Source organism: Bradyrhizobium sp. (assembly GCF_052389815.1).
Lineage (GTDB): Bacteria > Pseudomonadota > Alphaproteobacteria > Rhizobiales > Xanthobacteraceae > Bradyrhizobium.
Genome location: NZ_JBQTHN010000252.1, coordinates 1 through 15864, shown reverse-complemented (window position 1 = coordinate 15864; position 15864 = coordinate 1). Strand labels below are relative to the sequence as shown.

Sequence of the window (15864 nt, the reverse complement as noted above, 5' to 3'; positions counted from 1 at the left end):
TCGTTATAGAGGATCTTGTAGGTGATGTTGGCGCCCGAGGCGATCGACTGGCGGATCGCCAGCGAGCCGGAGTGGAAATAGGTGCCGTCGCCGAGATTGGCGAAGACGTGCTTCTCCTTGGTGAAGGGCGCAACCCCCACCCACGGCACGCCCTCGCCTCCCATATGGGTGTAGGTCTCGGTGTTGCGGTCCATCCACAGCGCCATGAAGTGACAGCCGATGCCGGCGAAGGCGCGGCTCCCCTCCGGCACCTTGGTCGACGTGTTGTGCGGACAGCCCGAGCAGAAATACGGGGTGCGGGTGACGGGCGCGACCGCCTGCATCTGGGTCGCCTGCCGGCCGTTGAACCAGTCGGCCTTGGCGCGCAGCATCTGCGCGATTTCGGGATTGAGATTGAGTCGAAGCAGGCGCTCGCTCAGCGAGCTCGCGAGCGAAGCGACGGAAAGTTCGGCAGCGAAGGTCAGGAAGCGCTTGTCGTGGTCGTCCATCTTGCCGACGATGCGCGGGCGGACGTCGTCGCGCCAGTTGAACAGCTCCTGCTTGACCTGGTTCTCGACGATCTCGCGCCGCTCCTCGATGATGAAGATCTCCTCGAGGCCGACGGCGAAGTTACGCACGCCTTCCGGCTCCAGCGGCCAGGGCATGCCGATCTTGTAGAGGCGAAGCCCGATCTTGGCGGCGACTTCCTCGGTGATGCCAAGCTCGCGTAGCGCCTGGCGGATGTCCTCGTAGCTCTTGCCGGATGCCATGATGCCGTAGCGCGCGTTCGGCGAATCCATGGTGATGCGGTTGATCTTGTTGGCGCGGGCAAAGGCAATCGCCGCATAGCCCTTGTAGTCCTGCAGGCGCAGGTCCTGCAGATAGCGGTCGTCGGGCCAGCGGATGTTGAGGCCGCCCGGCGGCATCTCGAAATCGGGCGGGATGATGAAGGGCTTCATCTCGTCCGTGAGATCGATCTCGGCCGTGGTCTCCACGGTCTCGGTGATCACCTTCATGCCGACCCAGCAGCCGGAGTAGCGCGACATCGCGATACCCAGAAGGCCCATCTCGATCATTTCGTGGATGCTGGAGGGATAGAGGTACGGCATCAGCGCGGACATGAAGGCGTGGTCGGACTGATGCGGGACGGTGGAGGATTTCGCGCCATGGTCATCGCCGGCAAGGCAGAGCACGCCACCGTTCTTGGCCGAGCCGGCGGTGTTGGCGTGGCGGAACACGTCGCCGCAGCGGTCGACGCCGGGGCCCTTGCCGTACCAGATGCCGACCACGCCATCATATTGCGCGCCGGGGGACAGGCTGAGCTGCTGCGAGCCCCAGATCGCCGTTGCCGCCAGGTCCTCGTTCACGCCGGGCTGGAACTTGATGTTATATTGCTCGAGATGCTTTCGCGCCGCAAAAAGCTGCTGATCGTAGCCGCCGAGCGGCGAGCCGCGGTAGCCGGAGACGAAGCCCGCGGTATTCAGCCCCATGGCGCGGTCGCGCCTGATTTGCGCCATCGGCAGGCGGACCAGCGCCTGGATACCGGTCATGAAGACGTGACCGGTGCCTTGGGTGTATTTCTGGTCGAGACTGATCGGACCCTGGTTGATTCCCATTGAAGCCCTCGTAAGCCTTGGTCGCGACGACTGATTTTAGCTAGCCATCCAAGCTGGTTAGAACCAGTCTATGTCGGTTCTTTCATGCTCCGCAGCACAAATATCGGCGGAAACGCCGCGTTCGCGAAAATCGCAATTTCGTGCCGGCAAGCTCCGTAACCCATTTCAGTTTGTGTCGTACAAAGGCCTTGGCGCGAAACGGCGTGACGCCGCTATAATGCGCCCGGCAGGTGGATGATGCAGCAAACCGGTCGCAGGCTCGCAACGATTCTCGTCACCCTCGTTTTGTGCGGTGCAATCCGCAGCGAGGCGGCCGAGCCGTCGGCCGACACCATCGCCCGCGGCAAGGCGCTGGTGGTGGCCGGCAATTGCGCGAGCTGCCATACCGCCGATCCGGCAAAGCCGTTTGCCGGGGGCAAGCGGATCGCAACGCCGTTCGGTGGCATTTACGCGCCCAATCTGACGCCGGACGGTGATACCGGATTGGGCCTCTGGCGCGACGAGGATTTCCTGCGCGCAATGCGCCGGGGCATCGCGCCCGATGGCACGCGCTACTACCCCGCGTTCCCCTACCCCTATTTCACCAGACTGATCCGCGACGACATCCTGGCGATCCGCGTCTATCTCGGGACGCTCGAGCCGGTGCGCAACAAGGTGCCGCCGCCGGAGCCGCGCTTTCCCTTCAACCTGCGCGTCGGCATGCGGCTGTGGAACTGGCTCTACCTGGAGCCCGGCATCATCATGCCGGACCAGGCCAAGGGTACGGAATGGAATCGCGGTCGCTATCTCGTCGAGGGCCTCGGCCATTGCGGCGCCTGCCATACGCCGAAGAATTTTCTCGGCGCCGACAAGCGGGGACAGGCCTTTGGCGGCAACCGCATGAGCGACGACGCGGCGGTACCCCGTCTCGATAACGCCGATGGCAGCCCGATGAAGTCGTGGAGCGTCGACGACATCACGGAGTACTTGCGCGACGGCCGCAACGCCAAGGGCAAGGCCGGTCCGGTGATGTCCGCCATCGTCGCCGACTCCACGTCCAGAATGGACGACAAGGACGTACGCGCGATGGCCGTTTACCTGAAGTCCCTTCCCTTGCGGTGATCTACTTCCTCTCCTCGAACACGAATTTCGGCATCACCCATTCGCTCCTCTCCAGCGGCGGAACCTTGCGGGTTCCCATCCCTGCAGTCCACCGGCAAGTACGGAGTTCCCGGAACATCATCCGCTGCCGGAGGTTGTCTTCCGGCAGTCTGGAGGAACCGATCATGGCTTACCAACCCACCGATCCCTACCGCGCCTCGCCATCGGAGGACGAAATCCGCCGTCAGGCGCGGCTCGACAATGAGTTACAGCCCGATCCGATGCTCGATGAGAGCGGACCGAGCGGTACCAAGGTCGCGATGTTCGCGGTCGCCATTGCCGTCGTGCTCGGCGCCCTGTTCTACGGCCTGAACAACACCAGCGTGAACCAGGCCGGCACCGAGCCCGGTTCGCGGACGGCGCAGACCGAGCCGGCCAAGCCGTCAGCGCCTCCGGGCATGCGCGACGTGACGCCGAAGGCGAACGACGCGCCTGGCACGACTACCGGCGCAGCACCCGCCCGTCCGGCTCAGCCGCAGACGGACAATCCGGGGGCGAAGTAACGTAGCGTAACAGTTGAGCAGCGAGAGCAACTCGCGCCGCGGACACGGCGTCCGCGGCGCTTTTTTGTTTACTGAAACATCTTGTTCAGTTCGCCGCCGGGGTAGCCATTGGCGAACTCGGAGAAGGTCCCCTTCTCGGCCATTTCCTTCGACGCTTTCATGAAGCCTGCCCAAGCCATGCGCGCCAGCGATCCACCGATACTAATGCGGCGTACGCCGAGCGCACCGATCTCTGTGAGCGAGCCTGCTGCGCCGACCAGCAGATTGACGGGTCTTGGATGCACCGCCTTCACGACCGCGGAAATCTCCTCCCTGGTCGAGATGCCCGGCGCGTAGAGGCAGTCGGCACCGGCTTCCGCATAGGCGGTGAGCCGGTCGATCACGAGGTTCATATCCTTTACGCCGCGCAGGAAGGCCTCGCAGCGCCCGGTGAGCAGGACGCCGCTGCTATCGGCATCGATCGCCTTGCGCGCGGCCTTGATGCGCTCCACGGCGAGCGCGCGATCGAACAGGGGTTTTGCGGCGTCGCCCGTATAGTCCTCGATCGACAGGCCGGCGACGCCGGTTTTGACCGCGCGTGCGACGTTGGCGCCGACCTTGTCCGGCTCGTGGGCAAAGCCGTCTTCGAAATCGGCATTGACGGGGATATCGACCGCCGAACAGATCGCGGTGAGATGATTGCAGACGTCATCGACGGTGACGCGGTTGTCGGGCTTGCCCATGGTCCAGGCGAAACCGGCGCTGGTCGAGGCCAGCGCCTTGAAGCCGAGATGCTGCAACGCCTTGGCGCTGCCGACGTCGAAGGGGTTCGGGATGATGAAGCATCCGGACTCATGGAGTTTCCTGAAGGCGACGCGCTTGTCAGCAGTTGTCAGCATGATCTCTCCCCATCTTGTTCGTTGGCGCGGGGAACATAGTGATGCGCCGTCGCCTTCGCCAGCCGCTTCACGCCACGACCTTGCGCAGGAAGCTGCGCTCCTCCGCGAGGATGAATTTGTTCTCCTCTGCAAAGCCAAAGTTCGCGGCGCCTTCCGAGTCCGCCCGCAAACGCGCGCGATAGCTTTCGTAGGCCGCGAGGCTATCGAAGGAGATCAGCGCGAAGGCGACGTTGTTGGTGCCTTCGTGCGGCATCCAGTAGCCGATCAGGTCGCCGCCGCATTTTGGGATGATGGTGAGCCAGTTTTTCGAGTATTGCTCGAACATCGCGCGCTTGAAGGGATCGAGCGTGTAGCGGATGAAGACGGTGACGGTCATAAGTCCCTCGATTTTCACAGCCGTCATTGCGAAGTGCAAAGCGACGAGGCAATCCATCGCGCGGAACGATGGATTGCTTCGCTCCGCTCGCAATGACGAATTCGATATCCGCCAACATATCCCCTTGCCCGACATCAATGCTTCGTCTATCATCGAACTATGAAGGTCGGCCCCGACATTTCCATGGTCGCCGCCCTGGTCGGCGATCCCGCGCGCTCCAACATGCTGACCGCGCTGATGAGCGGCCGGGCGCTGACCGCCAGCGAGCTGGCGCAGGAGGCCGGCATCACGCCGCAGACCGCGAGCTCGCATCTGGCCAAGCTCGAAGCCGGCGGTCTGATCGAGCCGGAGAAGCAAGGCCGCCACCGCTACTACCGCCTCACCGGGCCCGACGTCGCCCATGTGCTGGAGGGCCTTGCCGGGCTTGCCGCACGTGCCGGCCACATGCGCGTGCGGACCGGGCCGAAGGATCCGGCGCTGCGCCGCGCCCGCATCTGCTACGACCATCTCGCCGGCGATCTCGGCGTGCAGATGCTGGACTCCCTGCGGAAACAGCGGCTGGTGCGGCAAACCAAGGACGCCATTGAGCTGACCGGCGAAGGCAGGCGCTTCATGGCAAATAGCCTGCAGATCGATGCCGATAGCCTCGCCCATCCGCGCCGTCCGGTGTGCAAGGCGTGCCTCGACTGGAGCGAGCGGCGCCATCATCTGGCGGGCACTCTCGGCGCTGCGATCATGACGCGCTTCACCGAGTTGAACTGGGCGGCGCGCGACACGGCGCCGGGCAGCCGCGTGGTCAACTTCACCCGCACGGGCGAGAAGAAATTCGGCGCGCTGTTCGGCGCGGGATAGCTCACCCTTTACAGGACGACGAACTCACCAGTAGTAGCGACGACGACGCCAGTAGCGGCGGCGCCAACGGCGGCGGCGGCGCCAGCCATACCAGCGGCGGCGGCGCCAGTAACGGCGGCGCCAGCCCCAGTGGCGGCGCCCCCAGCCGCGGTGGCGACCACGGCCCCAGCGCGCTTCTTCCGGCTGAAGGCGGTCGGCCTCTTCCTGCGAGGTCACGGCTGGATGCGCCGGATCTTGCGGCAGCTTCGCATCCTCGTTCAGCGGCTGCGGTATCAACGGCGCGGCGTGGGCCCCGGTGGCGAACGCCGCAAAGCCGGCGGCAGCACCCGCTGCGATCTTCAGAAATTCGCGGCGTTCCATGATTCCCTCCTCCGGTCGCGCGTGATGCGCGGCGAGTTTCACAGCGCCGCCATGAATGCGTGCTGAACCGCGCATTCATGTCTGTGGCGCGTGTGACAAGGAGAAGTCGATGGGAGGCGCGTTGTTCCGGTTGGTCCGGGAAGCGACACGGAAAAAGAGCCTACACCGTCATTGCGAGGAGCGAAGCGACGAAGCAGTATGCGATTGAACATTCGTAGCTGGGGACCTGCCATGAACCAATCCGGAGGGGCTCGCCGGGCCCCGCGAGATCGCCGCCGCAATGCCTTTCAACCGCCGGCGCGGCTTGCTCTGCTCTGCTGGGCGATCGCCCTCATTGCGGTTCCGCAATGGGCGCTTGCCGCACCGGCTGCCAGCACGAAGATCCGCTCGAACATGCAGCTCTCGTTCGACTGTCAGCGGCCGTGGAATGTGCAGAATTACGGCGCGCGCGCCACCTTCGAGGCGATCCTGAACGGCGATGGCTCGGCCACGGCGGATTTGACGATCAACGGCTTTGGGCTTGCATCCACCGTGCATTTCGAGGCGCGGCTCGGCCGCGGCAGCCGGCCCGCCCCCGGCGGCGCAGCGCAACTGCGCGTGGTCAGCGCCAGTGCGTTGCGCGGCATCTGGTCGTTGCCGAACAACAACCTGATCATCGACATCACCACTTCGGGCAAAAGCTGCGCCGTCGCGGTCAGCTTTGCGCTCAAGCCGGGGCAGAAGGAATATTCGCTCTGGGGCGGCAGCAAGTTCTACTACTGCAGCGCCGCTCGCGTCCTGCAGGCGAGCTGCAGCGCGCAATAAATAGCAGTATCAGCGCGCGGGGAACTCCTCCGCCAGCACCAGCACCTCGCGCGTACGGGTCACGTCGGGCCAGTCGCGGTTGAAGTCGGCAACCAGCCGCTTCATCTCCTCGCCGCCGGTGGCGCGTTCCAGCGCCGCTTCGTCGGCGAACCGGTACATCGCCTGGTGCAGGGATGGGTCGGTGGCGCTCCAGAACCGCCACGCCTCCTGCACGCCAAAGGATTTGGTCGCATCCGGCAGGTGCTCACGCGAATACCAGGCGTCGAACGCGGCGCGCCTGGCGGGATCGCTGACCGTAGCGCGGACGATGAAATAAGCGGCGGGCATGGGGACCTCCAATTACTTCTTTCTTGCTTGGGCGGGTCGGTCCGCTTGAGGCGTCAAAAGAATAGACGGTGCCCTGCACTTCGCCAATCCGCCCCCACCCGGGCCGGTTTCTGCTTGATCTGGCGCAAATTGAAGGCGGCATGTCCCGATAAACTGCCCTCCTCTTCTCGCCAGCTCTGGAGGACAAATGCTTGAAGCGTTGGCTCTCTGGTTCGGTCATCAGCGCGAACGCGCCGCGCTCGGGTTGTCGCATACCGAAACGTTCGACGCACTGGCGAAGGATCTCGGCATCAGCCCGAACGAGCTCAGCTATCTCGTCAATTCGGCCCCCGATCCCCTGCAATTGCCTGACATGCTGAAGGCGCTCGGTATCGACGAAGCGGCGTTGCGCCGCTCGCATCCAACTCTGCTGCGCGTCATGCAGGATAACTGTGCGCAATGCACAACGCTGGGCCGATGCAAATACATGCTCGCGCGAGGCGTGGCTGCCAGCAACTACGAGCAATTCTGTCCGAATGCGACGAGCCTGACCTCCCTTCGTGCCAAGCAGGCCTAGGCCTCTCGCTCGCCGGGCTTCCGCCGTCCGCTCTCGTTGCATCAAACCGGCAAAGTTCGCTTTTGATGCGCGCGTCCCCTGGCGGCGGCTTGCTCGCTGTGGCCGGCGACGACGCGCACGCCCTCCTCGATCCGCTCGACGATGTTGTCCGGCGTACAGGACTGCAGGAAGGCGACGCCGCTCTTGCGACAGGCGGCGAGGATGCGATCGCGCGCCCTTTGCATCTCGGCGGGGAAGGGCTCCGGCGGGATCGTGCGGTAGCCGAGCGAAAGGCTGAGATCGCCCGGGCCGATCTCGGCAAAGCCTAGCCCCGGCACGGCGATGATCTCCTCGCAATTGGCGACCCCTTCGGGGCTCTCCAGCTTCACGCCCAGCAACAGCTCGCCCCGGGGATTGAGCGGCCACGGATCGCAGCGGTCCATGTATTCCTCGGTGGACAGGCCCCAGACCGGCGCCGCCGTGCTTTCCGATCCGCGCCCGCGCGTGCCGACGCCGATCAACTTGCGACCGGCGGCATCCGTGCCGCCCTCTGCCGCGCGTCTTGCGCCCTCCATCCGCGCCAGCGGCGAGGGGATCGCCGGATCGACCCCGAGCGTGTTGTGCGGATAACGGCAGGATTCCACGAACGCCCGTACCGCGTCCGCACTCTCGGCCTGGCACAGCAGGATGCCGTGCACGCCGCGGCCGAGGATCTGGCGGAACTGCCAGGCGTTGGTGCGCACATGCGCGGCGTCGATGCCGTTGACCGGCGCTTCCACGATCACCGCCGGCGTGCGGTGTCCCGACCGTGTCGGCCCCGCCTCGACCATGCCGCGCATGTATTCGGCAAGGCCGCTCATGTCGAAGGCGCCGTGTTCCATGCCGACATTGACGTAATCCGCCCAGGTGCCGGCATCGATCATGCCTTGCGCGTGGGTCAGCACGTGCCCGCTGTGCGGGCCGTCGTAATAAATGGCCTGGTCCTGCTCCAGCAGCTCGATGCAGCGATTGATCCGCCCGCTCATCCCCCGAACCTGTTTTTCGCCTTCTCACGCAATCGTCACATGCTCCGTGATATATCCAGCGCAGGCAACGCTTCATTTCCGGAAACCAGCCATGTCGATCCGCCTTCGCTCCGCCCTGCTCTCCGCCGTTCTCATCATGGCAGGCTGCCTGCCGGCCGCGGCGCAGGACGCGCCCGTGCCCCGCGAACCCCAGATCGGCCCGCGGCCGCTCTATCTTGTCGACAAGATGAAGGACGGGCCGCTGAAGGCGCAGCTGGCGCAATGCACCGGCCCGTTCCGCAAGACCGATTTTTCAATCGGCCATCGCGGCGCCGCGCTGATGTTTCCCGAGCACACCAAGGAGTCCTACATCGCTGCCGCGCGCATGGGCGCCGGCATCATCGAATGCGACGTCACCTTCACCAAAGACAGGGAGCTGGTGTGCCGGCATTCGCAGTGCGACCTGCACACCACCACCAACATCCTGACCGTGCCAGACCTCGCCGCAAAGTGCTCACAGCCGTTCGGCGCGGCCGATCCCGCCGCGGGCAAGAAGGCGTCGGCAAAGTGCTGCACCAGCGACATCACGCTCGCCGAATTCCGGCGGCTGACCGCGAAGATGGACGGCTTCAATCCGGATGCGAAGACGGCGGAAGAGTACCAGAACGGCACGCCACGCTGGCGCACCGATCTTTATGCCATTTCGGGCACGCTGATGACCCACGACGAGAGCATCGCGCTGATCAGGAGCCTCGGGGCCAAGTTCACCCCGGAGCTGAAGGCGCCCGAGGTGCCGATGCCGTTCGATGGCGACTACACCCAGGAGAAATATGCGGCGCAAATGATCGCCGCCTACAAGAAAGCCGGCATCCCGCCCGAGCACGTGTTTGCCCAGAGCTTCGATCTCAAGGACGTCCTGTTCTGGATCAAGACCGAGCGCGCCTTCGGCGCGCAGGCGGTGTATCTGGAGGAGCGCTACGAAAAGCAGGGCCTCGATCCGGCCAGGTCCGAGACCTGGAAGCCGTCGATGGCGGAACTGAAGGCGCAAGGCGTGAACATCCTCGGGCCGCCGATCTTCGCGATGCTGGCGCTGAACGACAAGGGGGATATCGTGCCGTCCGAATACGCCAAGGCCGCGAGGGCCGCAGGCCTCGACCTGATCGGCTGGTCGCTGGAGCGCTCGGGGCCGCTTCACAGGGGCGGCGGCTTCTACTATCGCACCGTGAAGGGCGCGATCGACCGCGACGGCGATGCGCTGACCGTGCTGGATGTGCTGGCGAAACGAGTCGGCGTCCGCGGCATGTTCTCGGACTGGCCGGCGACGACGACGTTCTACGCGAGTTGCATGGGGATGAAGTGAACGGGGCGGCCCGCGCTACGCGCCGCCCTTCGCGATGGATGGAAAATTCCGCAGCTGGCCGATCGCGTCGAACTGTGCCTTCTGCTCATCGCTCAGCGTTGCCAGGAAATCGTCGAGTGCGTCGTTCACCTGCGAGACGGACTGCAACAACGATTGCAGCCGCCGGTTCACCGCGGCCAAGCGGGAAATAGATGTGACGGCCTCTGGCCGGCACTCCCCGTTCAGCGTGTCGGCGGCACTCGCGCTGGTGTCCTGCAGCACCTCCAGCGCAGCGCGCTGGGTGTCGTTGAGCTGCACCCGCGCCTCGATCTCCTCCGCCGGCCATTTCAGCGCAGTGGTTGGCGCAGGCTGGCAGACTTTCGTCGCGCCGGTCTGATCGGTTGCGGAAGGCTTCTGCCGCTCTTCGGCCAGCGCATTCAGCCGCGCCTGCTGCTCGTCGTCGAGCAGGTAATAGAAATCCTCCAGCGGGTGCTGCAGCGCCTGCGCCGCCTTGAGCATGGCCTCGAGGCGTTCCTTCATGGCGGCGAGGCGTTCCAACGGCGTTGTCGCCGCCTGCCTCGGGCAGGTTGCGCGGACGACCAGGGCGGCCGAACGCCAGGCGATGGCCAGATTGTCCAGCGCGGCGCGCTGAGTCTCGGTCGGCTGCACCGCCTCGCGGATCCGATCGATGGCGGGGTCGACGGCTTCCGGACTGTCGTCGCCGCAGAACTGCGCCACGGTCGCGATCCTGCGATGCTTCCGGCTGGACGAGTCGGAGCCCATGTATCTCGCCAGCGCATCGTCGCGGTAAGGCGCGAAGATCCCGGCATAGATATCGCCGTAGCCATACGCCCAGAAGGAGTTCGGCTCGCCCAGGATCATATAGTCCTGCATATCGTGATAGGCGAACGGCCAGTACAACGGCCCGACCCAGCCATATCCGCCGTCGCCGTGCTGCCACCACGCTTTCGCTCCGCGGCCGCCATGCCAGCCGGCGAGCGCCGCCGCCGCAACGATCTGTCCGCGCGCCGCCGAATTGCCGAGCAGGTCGCCGGACGCGATGGCAGCGCGGATTTCCGGGGGTTTAAGGCCAGCGCTTCGGACGTGCGCACTGTCGCGCGGGCGATGGACGCGGGCCAGTCCGCCCAGCGAAAGCATGCGGGTCACCGCAAATCGCGCGACCCCGAGCGGGCCGCCAATACGGAAGCGCCTGGCCTCGGCCGCGCTCGACAAAACGAGGACTGCCATTCCCAGCGCGGCCATTCCGATGCGGGATATCGACATGGCACCCTCCCCGCGCCAGGCCTCATCGCCTCATCATACTGAACGCGGCGGGGAACTGGAAGTTCCTGGCCGCAAGTTGGAGCGTTTTCAAGCGAAGTGGATACCGGTTCGCGTGAAGAAAACGCGTCAAAACAAGAATCTGGAGCTTCGGTTCTGATTCAATCAGAACCGAAGCTCTAGCGTTGTGCGGGCTGCAACTGCAGGGGCTGCGCCCTCGCTTGCGACGACGCCTGCGCAGCCGCGGGCTTGCGTGCCGGCTCGGCAATCGGCCGGGGCGACGGCGCCACCGTCCTGGCCGCCCGCTGCTCCTGCTCGGAAACCTTGGCAATCAGGCGCGTCATCTGCTCCTGGCTCGCCATCAACTGTTCTGCGGTTCTTGCATTGTCGCCGGCCAGTTTTTCCTGGTTCGCCTTGAGCTGGTCGATCCCCTGTTGCACGGCTGTGAGATCGCGCGCCATCGTTTGCAGCAACTGGGTTAGCCCGGCAGAGTCCAAGGCGCCCGTGGGCAAGGCGCCGGTGGGCGCCGCGGCCTCTTGCGGCCGGGTCTGAGCCGATCGTGTTGCTTGTGGAGGTGCCGCATCCACCGAGGCCAGCTGAACACTGGACGCGCCCGGCTGCGCGGGCACTTCCGACTGTGCCGGCGCCAGCCATGAGATCGAGCCGATGTATGGCGACACCCATTGTGCGACGGCAGGCCTTGCGGCTTCGCCATAGGAAGACTGCGCAACAAAGGCGGCGCCGGCGATGCACGCCGCGGCCAAAAGGCCGACAAGTCCACGCAGCGCGGGCCCGCCCCGCGATGGCCTGCGGCGCAGATTCATTGAGGGCTGGCGCGCAGCGTCCTGCTCCATCCTGGCGAGCTGTTCGGTCAGCCGCGCAAGCTGCTCATCCGCGCTCGCGATCTGCTCGTAAGCATGCGCCAGCCGCTCATCGGCACGCGCCGTCAGGACGTCGTTGGCTGCTGCCGACTCCGGCATCGTCGTGACACTCATTGGCTTTCCCCTTCCCGCCCGCCCTGTTGCCCAACAAGAGCGGCCGGATTCGTCCACGAACCCGCCAAGGACTCAATGAAGGTTTGACCAAAGCAAGGCCGCAGCATGAAGAGTGTGGGGCGAGGCCCCCGGAACTGCGGCGGGCGGAAACCGCTCACTCCTTTGAGCGCGTAAAGGGCACGAAGCGCACGAGGCCGACGGCGCGGCTCGTCGTCTTTTCGGGGCCGACTTTCTCCACGACCGTGAGCTGCTGGGTGGCGTGGGCGGACCCCAGGGGCATGACAAGCCGTCCGCCCACCTTCAGCTGCTCGATCAGCGGCGGCGGCGGCTGGCCGATTGCGGCGGTCACTACGATGGCATCGAAAGGACCGCATTCAGGCCAGCCGGCAAAGCCGTCGCCGGCCCTGACGCTCACATTGTCATAGGCGAGTTCCTTGAGTGTTTTCGCAGCGGCCTCGGCCAGTTGCGGTATGATCTCGATCGTGCAGACCTTTTGCGCCAGGTGCGCGAGGATGGCGGCCTGATAACCCGACCCCGTGCCGATCTCGAGCACGACGTGATCCGGCGCGACGTCGGCGAGTTGCGTCATGAACGCCACGATGAACGGCTGCGAGATGGTCTGGCCGCGACCGATCGGAAGCGGCGTGTCCGCGTAGGCGATGGAACAGGATCGCTCTCGTATGAACAGATGGCGCTTGGCTTGCCCCATGGCCTGCAGCACCCTCTCCGACATGCCCTGCGGACCCAAAACACCGGTGTAGGACCGGGCATAGGACTGGATGGTCTCGACCATGGCAGCGCGTTCGCGGGCGCATTCCTGCGCGGCCGCTTCCGAGCCAACGGCAATCATGGAAAGGATGAGCTGCAGCAAGGTCTTCATAATCGCGCGGTCTCCCGACCCACGATTGGCGTCGACCGCTTTGAGAGCAGCGCCAGAGGACTGGCCAATCGGCGGTCGGCTGAGACAGCGCCAGCACATGACCGCATTCCAAGCGGTCTTTCGGCAGGCCTTGATACCATGCCCGTATCCGGCTGGTAAGCTGAGTTCATCTTGAGGGTGGCTGAAGGGCCGAATTTCGCCTCTAATGCGGCGGGGCGGCTGTGTCAGCGTACTGGTTCCATGTACCGAGTGCTCAAGAGCCTGCTGTTCGGGATTTGGGGTCTCCTGCTCATCCCGCTGATCGCGCCTGTCCTCAAGAAGTGGCTCGAAGAAAACGTCTTCGCCGATCCCGGCAGCGGAGCCACCTCGGCCTTTCGCGATGCTGCCGCCGCGCCTGCCTTCACGAGCCTCCTCGCACTGGGCCAGCAGCCCTGGTTCAGATTCGCGCTGGCCTTCCTGACCGGTGTGATGGTCGGCGTCTCACTGGAATGGCTGAGCCGGAAGTCCGGCGAGAAGAAAGCCGCCGCGCTACGCAGCCTCGGCTGGAAGTTTCGCAGCCTTTCGGAGAGCATCAGGATCCGGACCGCCTCGCCGGGATGGCCGGACAATGTGCGCGATCTCAAGCCTGCGCTATTGTCCGTGCTCGGCAACGCCAGGAAACTGGGCGTGTGGGCGCCGAACGAGCACGTCTACCAGCTGCCGGACGCGACCTTCCTTTGCGAATACCTCAGATGCGTCGGCAGGTTTCTGGAGGATGGGGATTTTGACGACGCCAGGAAGGAGGCGCTCTCCTGGGGTCCGTTTCTCGACAAGGAGGTGAAATCCTGACGATGTCCATGACCGACGAACAACTTGCGGAAATGCACAAATTGCTTGCCGATTATCATCGCAGGCTCGCCAGGGAAGCAGCCATCGACGTAACGCAGCAGTACCACGCCGATCTTGCGCAACGCCTCGCCGACGAGGCCGCGCTGATCCCGCGGCGAACGGCGATCGTGCAGCGCCTTCACGAGCGGGAACGGCAGGAACGGGACAATGGGGAGTGAGTGGCGCTGATGGCAGGAGTAACCCGTCGAGCGATTAGTCCACTTGTCTGCCGCAGCTCGAAGAGCGAATGCCGCAACCGTAACCCGCCAATCTACGGGACTGCGTCAACAGCGGATAACGCCTCGCCGATCGCCCCATGCTCTGGACGTTCTCGGGGATGCACACCTATTCTGGCAACTTCCCGCCCATGGATTCGTAAAATCCTGTTAGCTGCTTCGCTAGCAAGGCGGCGACAAAGACTTCCATCTTCGACACATCGATCCTTCCACTTCGAAAGGCAGCATCGGCTGCATCGAGCGCCTCAAAGTATGGAATCCGATTGTCTACGATTTGATCGGGAATGGTTGGCGTGCCCGGCAGTATTGCTCCCGCTCGAATCGAGAGCACAACGTAAGATGTAATACGTGAGGTGCGTCCGTTACCGTCTGCAAACGGATGAATCCAATTCAAACGCCACATCACGTACGAAGCCAGATGGATTGGCGTACTCTCACTCCAATGATCGTTGACGTAGTCGCACATATCCTCGACCAATTCAGGGACGAGATGTGCACCAACCGGTTCATGTTTGCTGGCTTCAATAGCCACGCCGCCCGGTCGATAATTTCCAGCGTACGCACTGATGCCGGCCAGCGCTTCGCGCTGCAATGCGAGAATCAGCGACGGACGGAGCTTGAAGAACCCCCGTTCCAGCGCAGACTGAATTGCTCCGATGGCAGCGTCGTATTGCCGAAGACCATTTCTGGCTTCGGCCGCTGCCTTCTCTTGATGATCGGTGATGAGTTCAGGTTCGAGAGCGCGGCTATCGCGCCGGCCACTCTCCTCTCCTGTCATTTCTTTTCCCTGGCCAATTTCTCGGCCTCGCGATCAACCATTTCCCTGGTAATCAACTCATTCTCGAAATGAGTGTTACCATAAACAAAGCTACGTCGTTGCTCTTCCCGATGCTCGGGAGTCGGCCTAGCCGTTTTGGCTGCTTCAAGGAGCTTTTTGAGGGAGTCGGTCATGTAATCAATATAATTGACTCGGCGTCGTAGTTCCATTCGAATTTGAGTGGATAAGTTCGGTTCCTCACAACGGCAAATTGTCGTGCTTCTTCGCCGGGATCTCCACCTTCTTGTCCCTCAGCATCGCCAGCGCCCGCGCGATGCGCTTGCGCGTCGAGTGGGGCATGATGACGTCGTCGATGTAGCCGCGCTCGGCGGCGATGAACGGTGACAGGAAGCGGTCCTCGTATTCCTTGGTGCGCTTGGCGATCTTGTCGGGATCGTTCATGTCGGCGCGGAAGATGATCTCGACGGCGCCCTTCGCGCCCATCACGGCGATCTGGGCGGTCGGCCAAGCGTAGTTCATGTCGGCGCCGATTTCCTTTGACGCCATGACGTCGAAGGCGCCGCCATAGGCTTTTCGGGTGATGACGGTGACGAGCGGCACGGTCGCCTGCGAATAGGCGAACAGCAGCTTCGCGCCATGCTTGATCAGGCCGCCATATTCCTGCGCGGTGCCGGGCAGGAATCCGGGCACGTCGACGAAGGTGACGATCGGGATGTTGAAGGCGTCGCAGAAGCGGACGAAGCGCGCGGCCTTGCGCGATGCGTCGCTGTCGAGCACGCCGGCCAGCACCATCGGCTGGTTGGCGACGAAGCCGACCGTGCGCCCGGCGATGCGGCCGAAGCCGGTGATGATGTTTTTCGCGAAGGCCTCCGAGATCTCGAAGAAGTCGCCCTCGTCGACGACCTTCAGGATCAGCTCCTTCATGTCGTAGGGCTTGTTTGGATGGTCGGGAATCAAGGTGTCGAGGCTTTCCTCGATCCGGTCGCAGGTATCGCGGGTCGGGAGCAGCGGCACGCCCGCCTGGTTGTTCGCGGGCAAGAAATCCATGAGGCGGCGCATCTGCAGGAGCGCTTCCACATCGTTCTCGTAGGCGCGGTCGGCGATCGAGGAGGCC

18 protein-coding genes and 2 pseudogenes are annotated in these 15864 nt (G+C 64.2%); 8 read left to right on the top strand and 12 right to left on the bottom strand.

Features of this window, described 5'->3' with window-relative positions:
- A pseudogene (locus ACT4OC_RS32075) lies at window positions 1-1595 on the bottom strand (indolepyruvate ferredoxin oxidoreductase family protein); the annotation flags it as partial.
- Between the two features lie 237 nt (window positions 1596-1832).
- Between ACT4OC_RS32075 and ACT4OC_RS32070 the strand changes: the two are divergent.
- Window positions 1833-2687, top strand: a pseudogene (locus ACT4OC_RS32070) (c-type cytochrome); the annotation flags it as partial.
- Window positions 2688-2860: 173 nt separating this feature from the next.
- Entirely contained in the window at window positions 2861-3238 is a 378-nt protein-coding gene (locus ACT4OC_RS32065) for a hypothetical protein (protein WP_444843079.1), read from the top strand.
- Between the two features lie 68 nt (window positions 3239-3306).
- Here ACT4OC_RS32065 and ACT4OC_RS32060 read toward each other — a convergent pair whose 3' ends face one another.
- Window positions 3307-4119: an isocitrate lyase/PEP mutase family protein gene (locus ACT4OC_RS32060; RefSeq protein ID WP_444843082.1), complete on the bottom strand. Its 813-nt coding sequence runs from the start codon at window positions 4117-4119 to the stop codon at window positions 3307-3309.
- 64 nt (window positions 4120-4183) lie between these two features.
- Window positions 4184-4492 carry an NIPSNAP family protein gene (locus ACT4OC_RS32055; protein WP_444843081.1) on the bottom strand — a complete coding sequence of 103 codons (309 nt, stop codon included), beginning with the start codon at window positions 4490-4492 and terminating at the stop codon, window positions 4184-4186.
- 159 nt (window positions 4493-4651) lie between these two features.
- On the opposite strand from ACT4OC_RS32055, the gene ACT4OC_RS32050 reads away from it, so the two are divergent.
- The gene (locus ACT4OC_RS32050; RefSeq protein ID WP_444843078.1) at window positions 4652-5344 is read left to right on the top strand and encodes an ArsR/SmtB family transcription factor; all 693 of its coding nucleotides are present in this window, start codon (window positions 4652-4654) and stop codon (window positions 5342-5344) included.
- Between the two features lie 24 nt (window positions 5345-5368).
- Here the strand turns inward: ACT4OC_RS32050 and ACT4OC_RS32045 are convergent, their stop codons facing one another.
- Entirely contained in the window at window positions 5369-5704 is a 336-nt protein-coding gene (locus ACT4OC_RS32045) for a twin-arginine translocation (Tat) (RefSeq protein ID WP_444843077.1), read from the bottom strand.
- A gap of 231 nt (window positions 5705-5935) precedes the next feature.
- Between ACT4OC_RS32045 and ACT4OC_RS32040 the strand changes: the two genes are divergently transcribed.
- Window positions 5936-6508, top strand: a complete 573-nt coding sequence (locus tag ACT4OC_RS32040; protein ID WP_444843076.1) for a hypothetical protein — start codon at window positions 5936-5938, stop codon at window positions 6506-6508.
- A 9-nt stretch (window positions 6509-6517) separates the two neighbouring features.
- Here ACT4OC_RS32040 and ACT4OC_RS32035 read toward each other — a convergent pair whose 3' ends face one another.
- Complete coding sequence (locus ACT4OC_RS32035; protein ID WP_444843075.1) at window positions 6518-6835, bottom strand: hypothetical protein; 318 nt, start codon at window positions 6833-6835, stop codon at window positions 6518-6520.
- A gap of 187 nt (window positions 6836-7022) precedes the next feature.
- Here ACT4OC_RS32035 and ACT4OC_RS32030 point away from each other — a divergent pair, with 187 nt between their 5' ends.
- Window positions 7023-7391: a DUF6455 family protein gene (locus ACT4OC_RS32030; RefSeq protein ID WP_444843074.1), complete on the top strand. Its 369-nt coding sequence runs from the start codon at window positions 7023-7025 to the stop codon at window positions 7389-7391.
- A 41-nt stretch (window positions 7392-7432) separates the two neighbouring features.
- Here the strand turns inward: ACT4OC_RS32030 and ACT4OC_RS32025 are convergent, their stop codons facing one another.
- The gene (locus ACT4OC_RS32025; RefSeq protein ID WP_444843073.1) at window positions 7433-8395 is read right to left on the bottom strand and encodes an aldolase/citrate lyase family protein; all 963 of its coding nucleotides are present in this window, start codon (window positions 8393-8395) and stop codon (window positions 7433-7435) included.
- 91 nt (window positions 8396-8486) lie between these two features.
- Here ACT4OC_RS32025 and ACT4OC_RS32020 point away from each other — a divergent pair, with 91 nt between their 5' ends.
- The gene (locus ACT4OC_RS32020) at window positions 8487-9734 is read left to right on the top strand and encodes a glycerophosphodiester phosphodiesterase family protein (protein ID WP_444843072.1); all 1248 of its coding nucleotides are present in this window, start codon (window positions 8487-8489) and stop codon (window positions 9732-9734) included.
- A gap of 15 nt (window positions 9735-9749) precedes the next feature.
- Here the strand turns inward: ACT4OC_RS32020 and ACT4OC_RS32015 are convergent, their stop codons facing one another.
- The 3 genes from ACT4OC_RS32015 to ACT4OC_RS32005 form a co-directional block, all read right to left on the bottom strand.
- Window positions 9750-10997, bottom strand: a complete 1248-nt coding sequence (locus tag ACT4OC_RS32015) for a Spy/CpxP family protein refolding chaperone (RefSeq protein WP_444843071.1) — start codon at window positions 10995-10997, stop codon at window positions 9750-9752.
- Window positions 10998-11173: 176 nt separating this feature from the next.
- Window positions 11174-11989 (bottom strand): hypothetical protein, encoded by an 816-nt coding sequence (locus tag ACT4OC_RS32010; RefSeq protein ID WP_444843070.1) that lies wholly within the window; start codon window positions 11987-11989, stop codon window positions 11174-11176.
- Between the two features lie 154 nt (window positions 11990-12143).
- Window positions 12144-12869, bottom strand: a complete 726-nt coding sequence (locus ACT4OC_RS32005; protein ID WP_444843080.1) for a protein-L-isoaspartate(D-aspartate) O-methyltransferase — start codon at window positions 12867-12869, stop codon at window positions 12144-12146.
- A 240-nt stretch (window positions 12870-13109) separates the two neighbouring features.
- On the opposite strand from ACT4OC_RS32005, the gene ACT4OC_RS32000 reads away from it, so the two are divergent.
- Both ACT4OC_RS32000 and ACT4OC_RS31995 read left to right on the top strand, forming a co-directional pair.
- The gene (locus ACT4OC_RS32000) at window positions 13110-13697 is read left to right on the top strand and encodes a hypothetical protein (protein WP_444843069.1); all 588 of its coding nucleotides are present in this window, start codon (window positions 13110-13112) and stop codon (window positions 13695-13697) included.
- Between the two features lie 2 nt (window positions 13698-13699).
- Entirely contained in the window at window positions 13700-13915 is a 216-nt protein-coding gene (locus ACT4OC_RS31995; protein ID WP_444843068.1) for a hypothetical protein, read from the top strand.
- A gap of 166 nt (window positions 13916-14081) precedes the next feature.
- Here the strand turns inward: ACT4OC_RS31995 and ACT4OC_RS31990 are convergent, their stop codons facing one another.
- The 3 genes from ACT4OC_RS31990 to ACT4OC_RS31980 all read right to left on the bottom strand — a co-directional run.
- The gene (locus ACT4OC_RS31990; protein ID WP_444843067.1) at window positions 14082-14750 is read right to left on the bottom strand and encodes a Fic family protein; all 669 of its coding nucleotides are present in this window, start codon (window positions 14748-14750) and stop codon (window positions 14082-14084) included.
- Entirely contained in the window at window positions 14747-14923 is a 177-nt protein-coding gene (locus ACT4OC_RS31985) for a hypothetical protein (protein ID WP_444843066.1), read from the bottom strand. The genes ACT4OC_RS31990 and ACT4OC_RS31985 overlap by 4 nt, the downstream gene beginning before the upstream one ends.
- A gap of 64 nt (window positions 14924-14987) precedes the next feature.
- Window positions 14988-15864: acyl-CoA carboxylase subunit beta (locus ACT4OC_RS31980; RefSeq protein WP_444843065.1), on the bottom strand; the 877-nt coding region annotated here is incomplete at its 5' end.

Coding starts and splice junctions, on each gene's coding strand:
- ACT4OC_RS32015 (WP_444843071.1), bottom strand. CDS start 10,997: ATGTCGATATCCCGCATCGGAATGGCCGCGCTGGGAATGGCAGTCCTC.
- ACT4OC_RS32025 (WP_444843073.1), bottom strand. CDS start 8,395: ATGAGCGGGCGGATCAATCGCTGCATCGAGCTGCTGGAGCAGGACCAG.
- ACT4OC_RS32065 (WP_444843079.1), top strand. CDS start 2,861: ATGGCTTACCAACCCACCGATCCCTACCGCGCCTCGCCATCGGAGGAC.
- ACT4OC_RS32055 (WP_444843081.1), bottom strand. CDS start 4,492: ATGACCGTCACCGTCTTCATCCGCTACACGCTCGATCCCTTCAAGCGC.
- ACT4OC_RS32000 (WP_444843069.1), top strand. CDS start 13,110: ATGTACCGAGTGCTCAAGAGCCTGCTGTTCGGGATTTGGGGTCTCCTG.
- ACT4OC_RS31990 (WP_444843067.1), bottom strand. CDS start 14,750: ATGACAGGAGAGGAGAGTGGCCGGCGCGATAGCCGCGCTCTCGAACCT.
- ACT4OC_RS32035 (WP_444843075.1), bottom strand. CDS start 6,835: ATGCCCGCCGCTTATTTCATCGTCCGCGCTACGGTCAGCGATCCCGCC.
- ACT4OC_RS32030 (WP_444843074.1), top strand. CDS start 7,023: ATGCTTGAAGCGTTGGCTCTCTGGTTCGGTCATCAGCGCGAACGCGCC.
- ACT4OC_RS31985 (WP_444843066.1), bottom strand. CDS start 14,923: ATGACCGACTCCCTCAAAAAGCTCCTTGAAGCAGCCAAAACGGCTAGG.
- ACT4OC_RS32040 (WP_444843076.1), top strand. CDS start 5,936: ATGAACCAATCCGGAGGGGCTCGCCGGGCCCCGCGAGATCGCCGCCGC.
- ACT4OC_RS32045 (WP_444843077.1), bottom strand. CDS start 5,704: ATGGAACGCCGCGAATTTCTGAAGATCGCAGCGGGTGCTGCCGCCGGC.
- ACT4OC_RS32020 (WP_444843072.1), top strand. CDS start 8,487: ATGTCGATCCGCCTTCGCTCCGCCCTGCTCTCCGCCGTTCTCATCATG.
- ACT4OC_RS32005 (WP_444843080.1), bottom strand. CDS start 12,869: ATGAAGACCTTGCTGCAGCTCATCCTTTCCATGATTGCCGTTGGCTCG.
- ACT4OC_RS32050 (WP_444843078.1), top strand. CDS start 4,652: ATGAAGGTCGGCCCCGACATTTCCATGGTCGCCGCCCTGGTCGGCGAT.
- ACT4OC_RS32010 (WP_444843070.1), bottom strand. CDS start 11,989: ATGAGTGTCACGACGATGCCGGAGTCGGCAGCAGCCAACGACGTCCTG.
- ACT4OC_RS31995 (WP_444843068.1), top strand. CDS start 13,700: ATGTCCATGACCGACGAACAACTTGCGGAAATGCACAAATTGCTTGCC.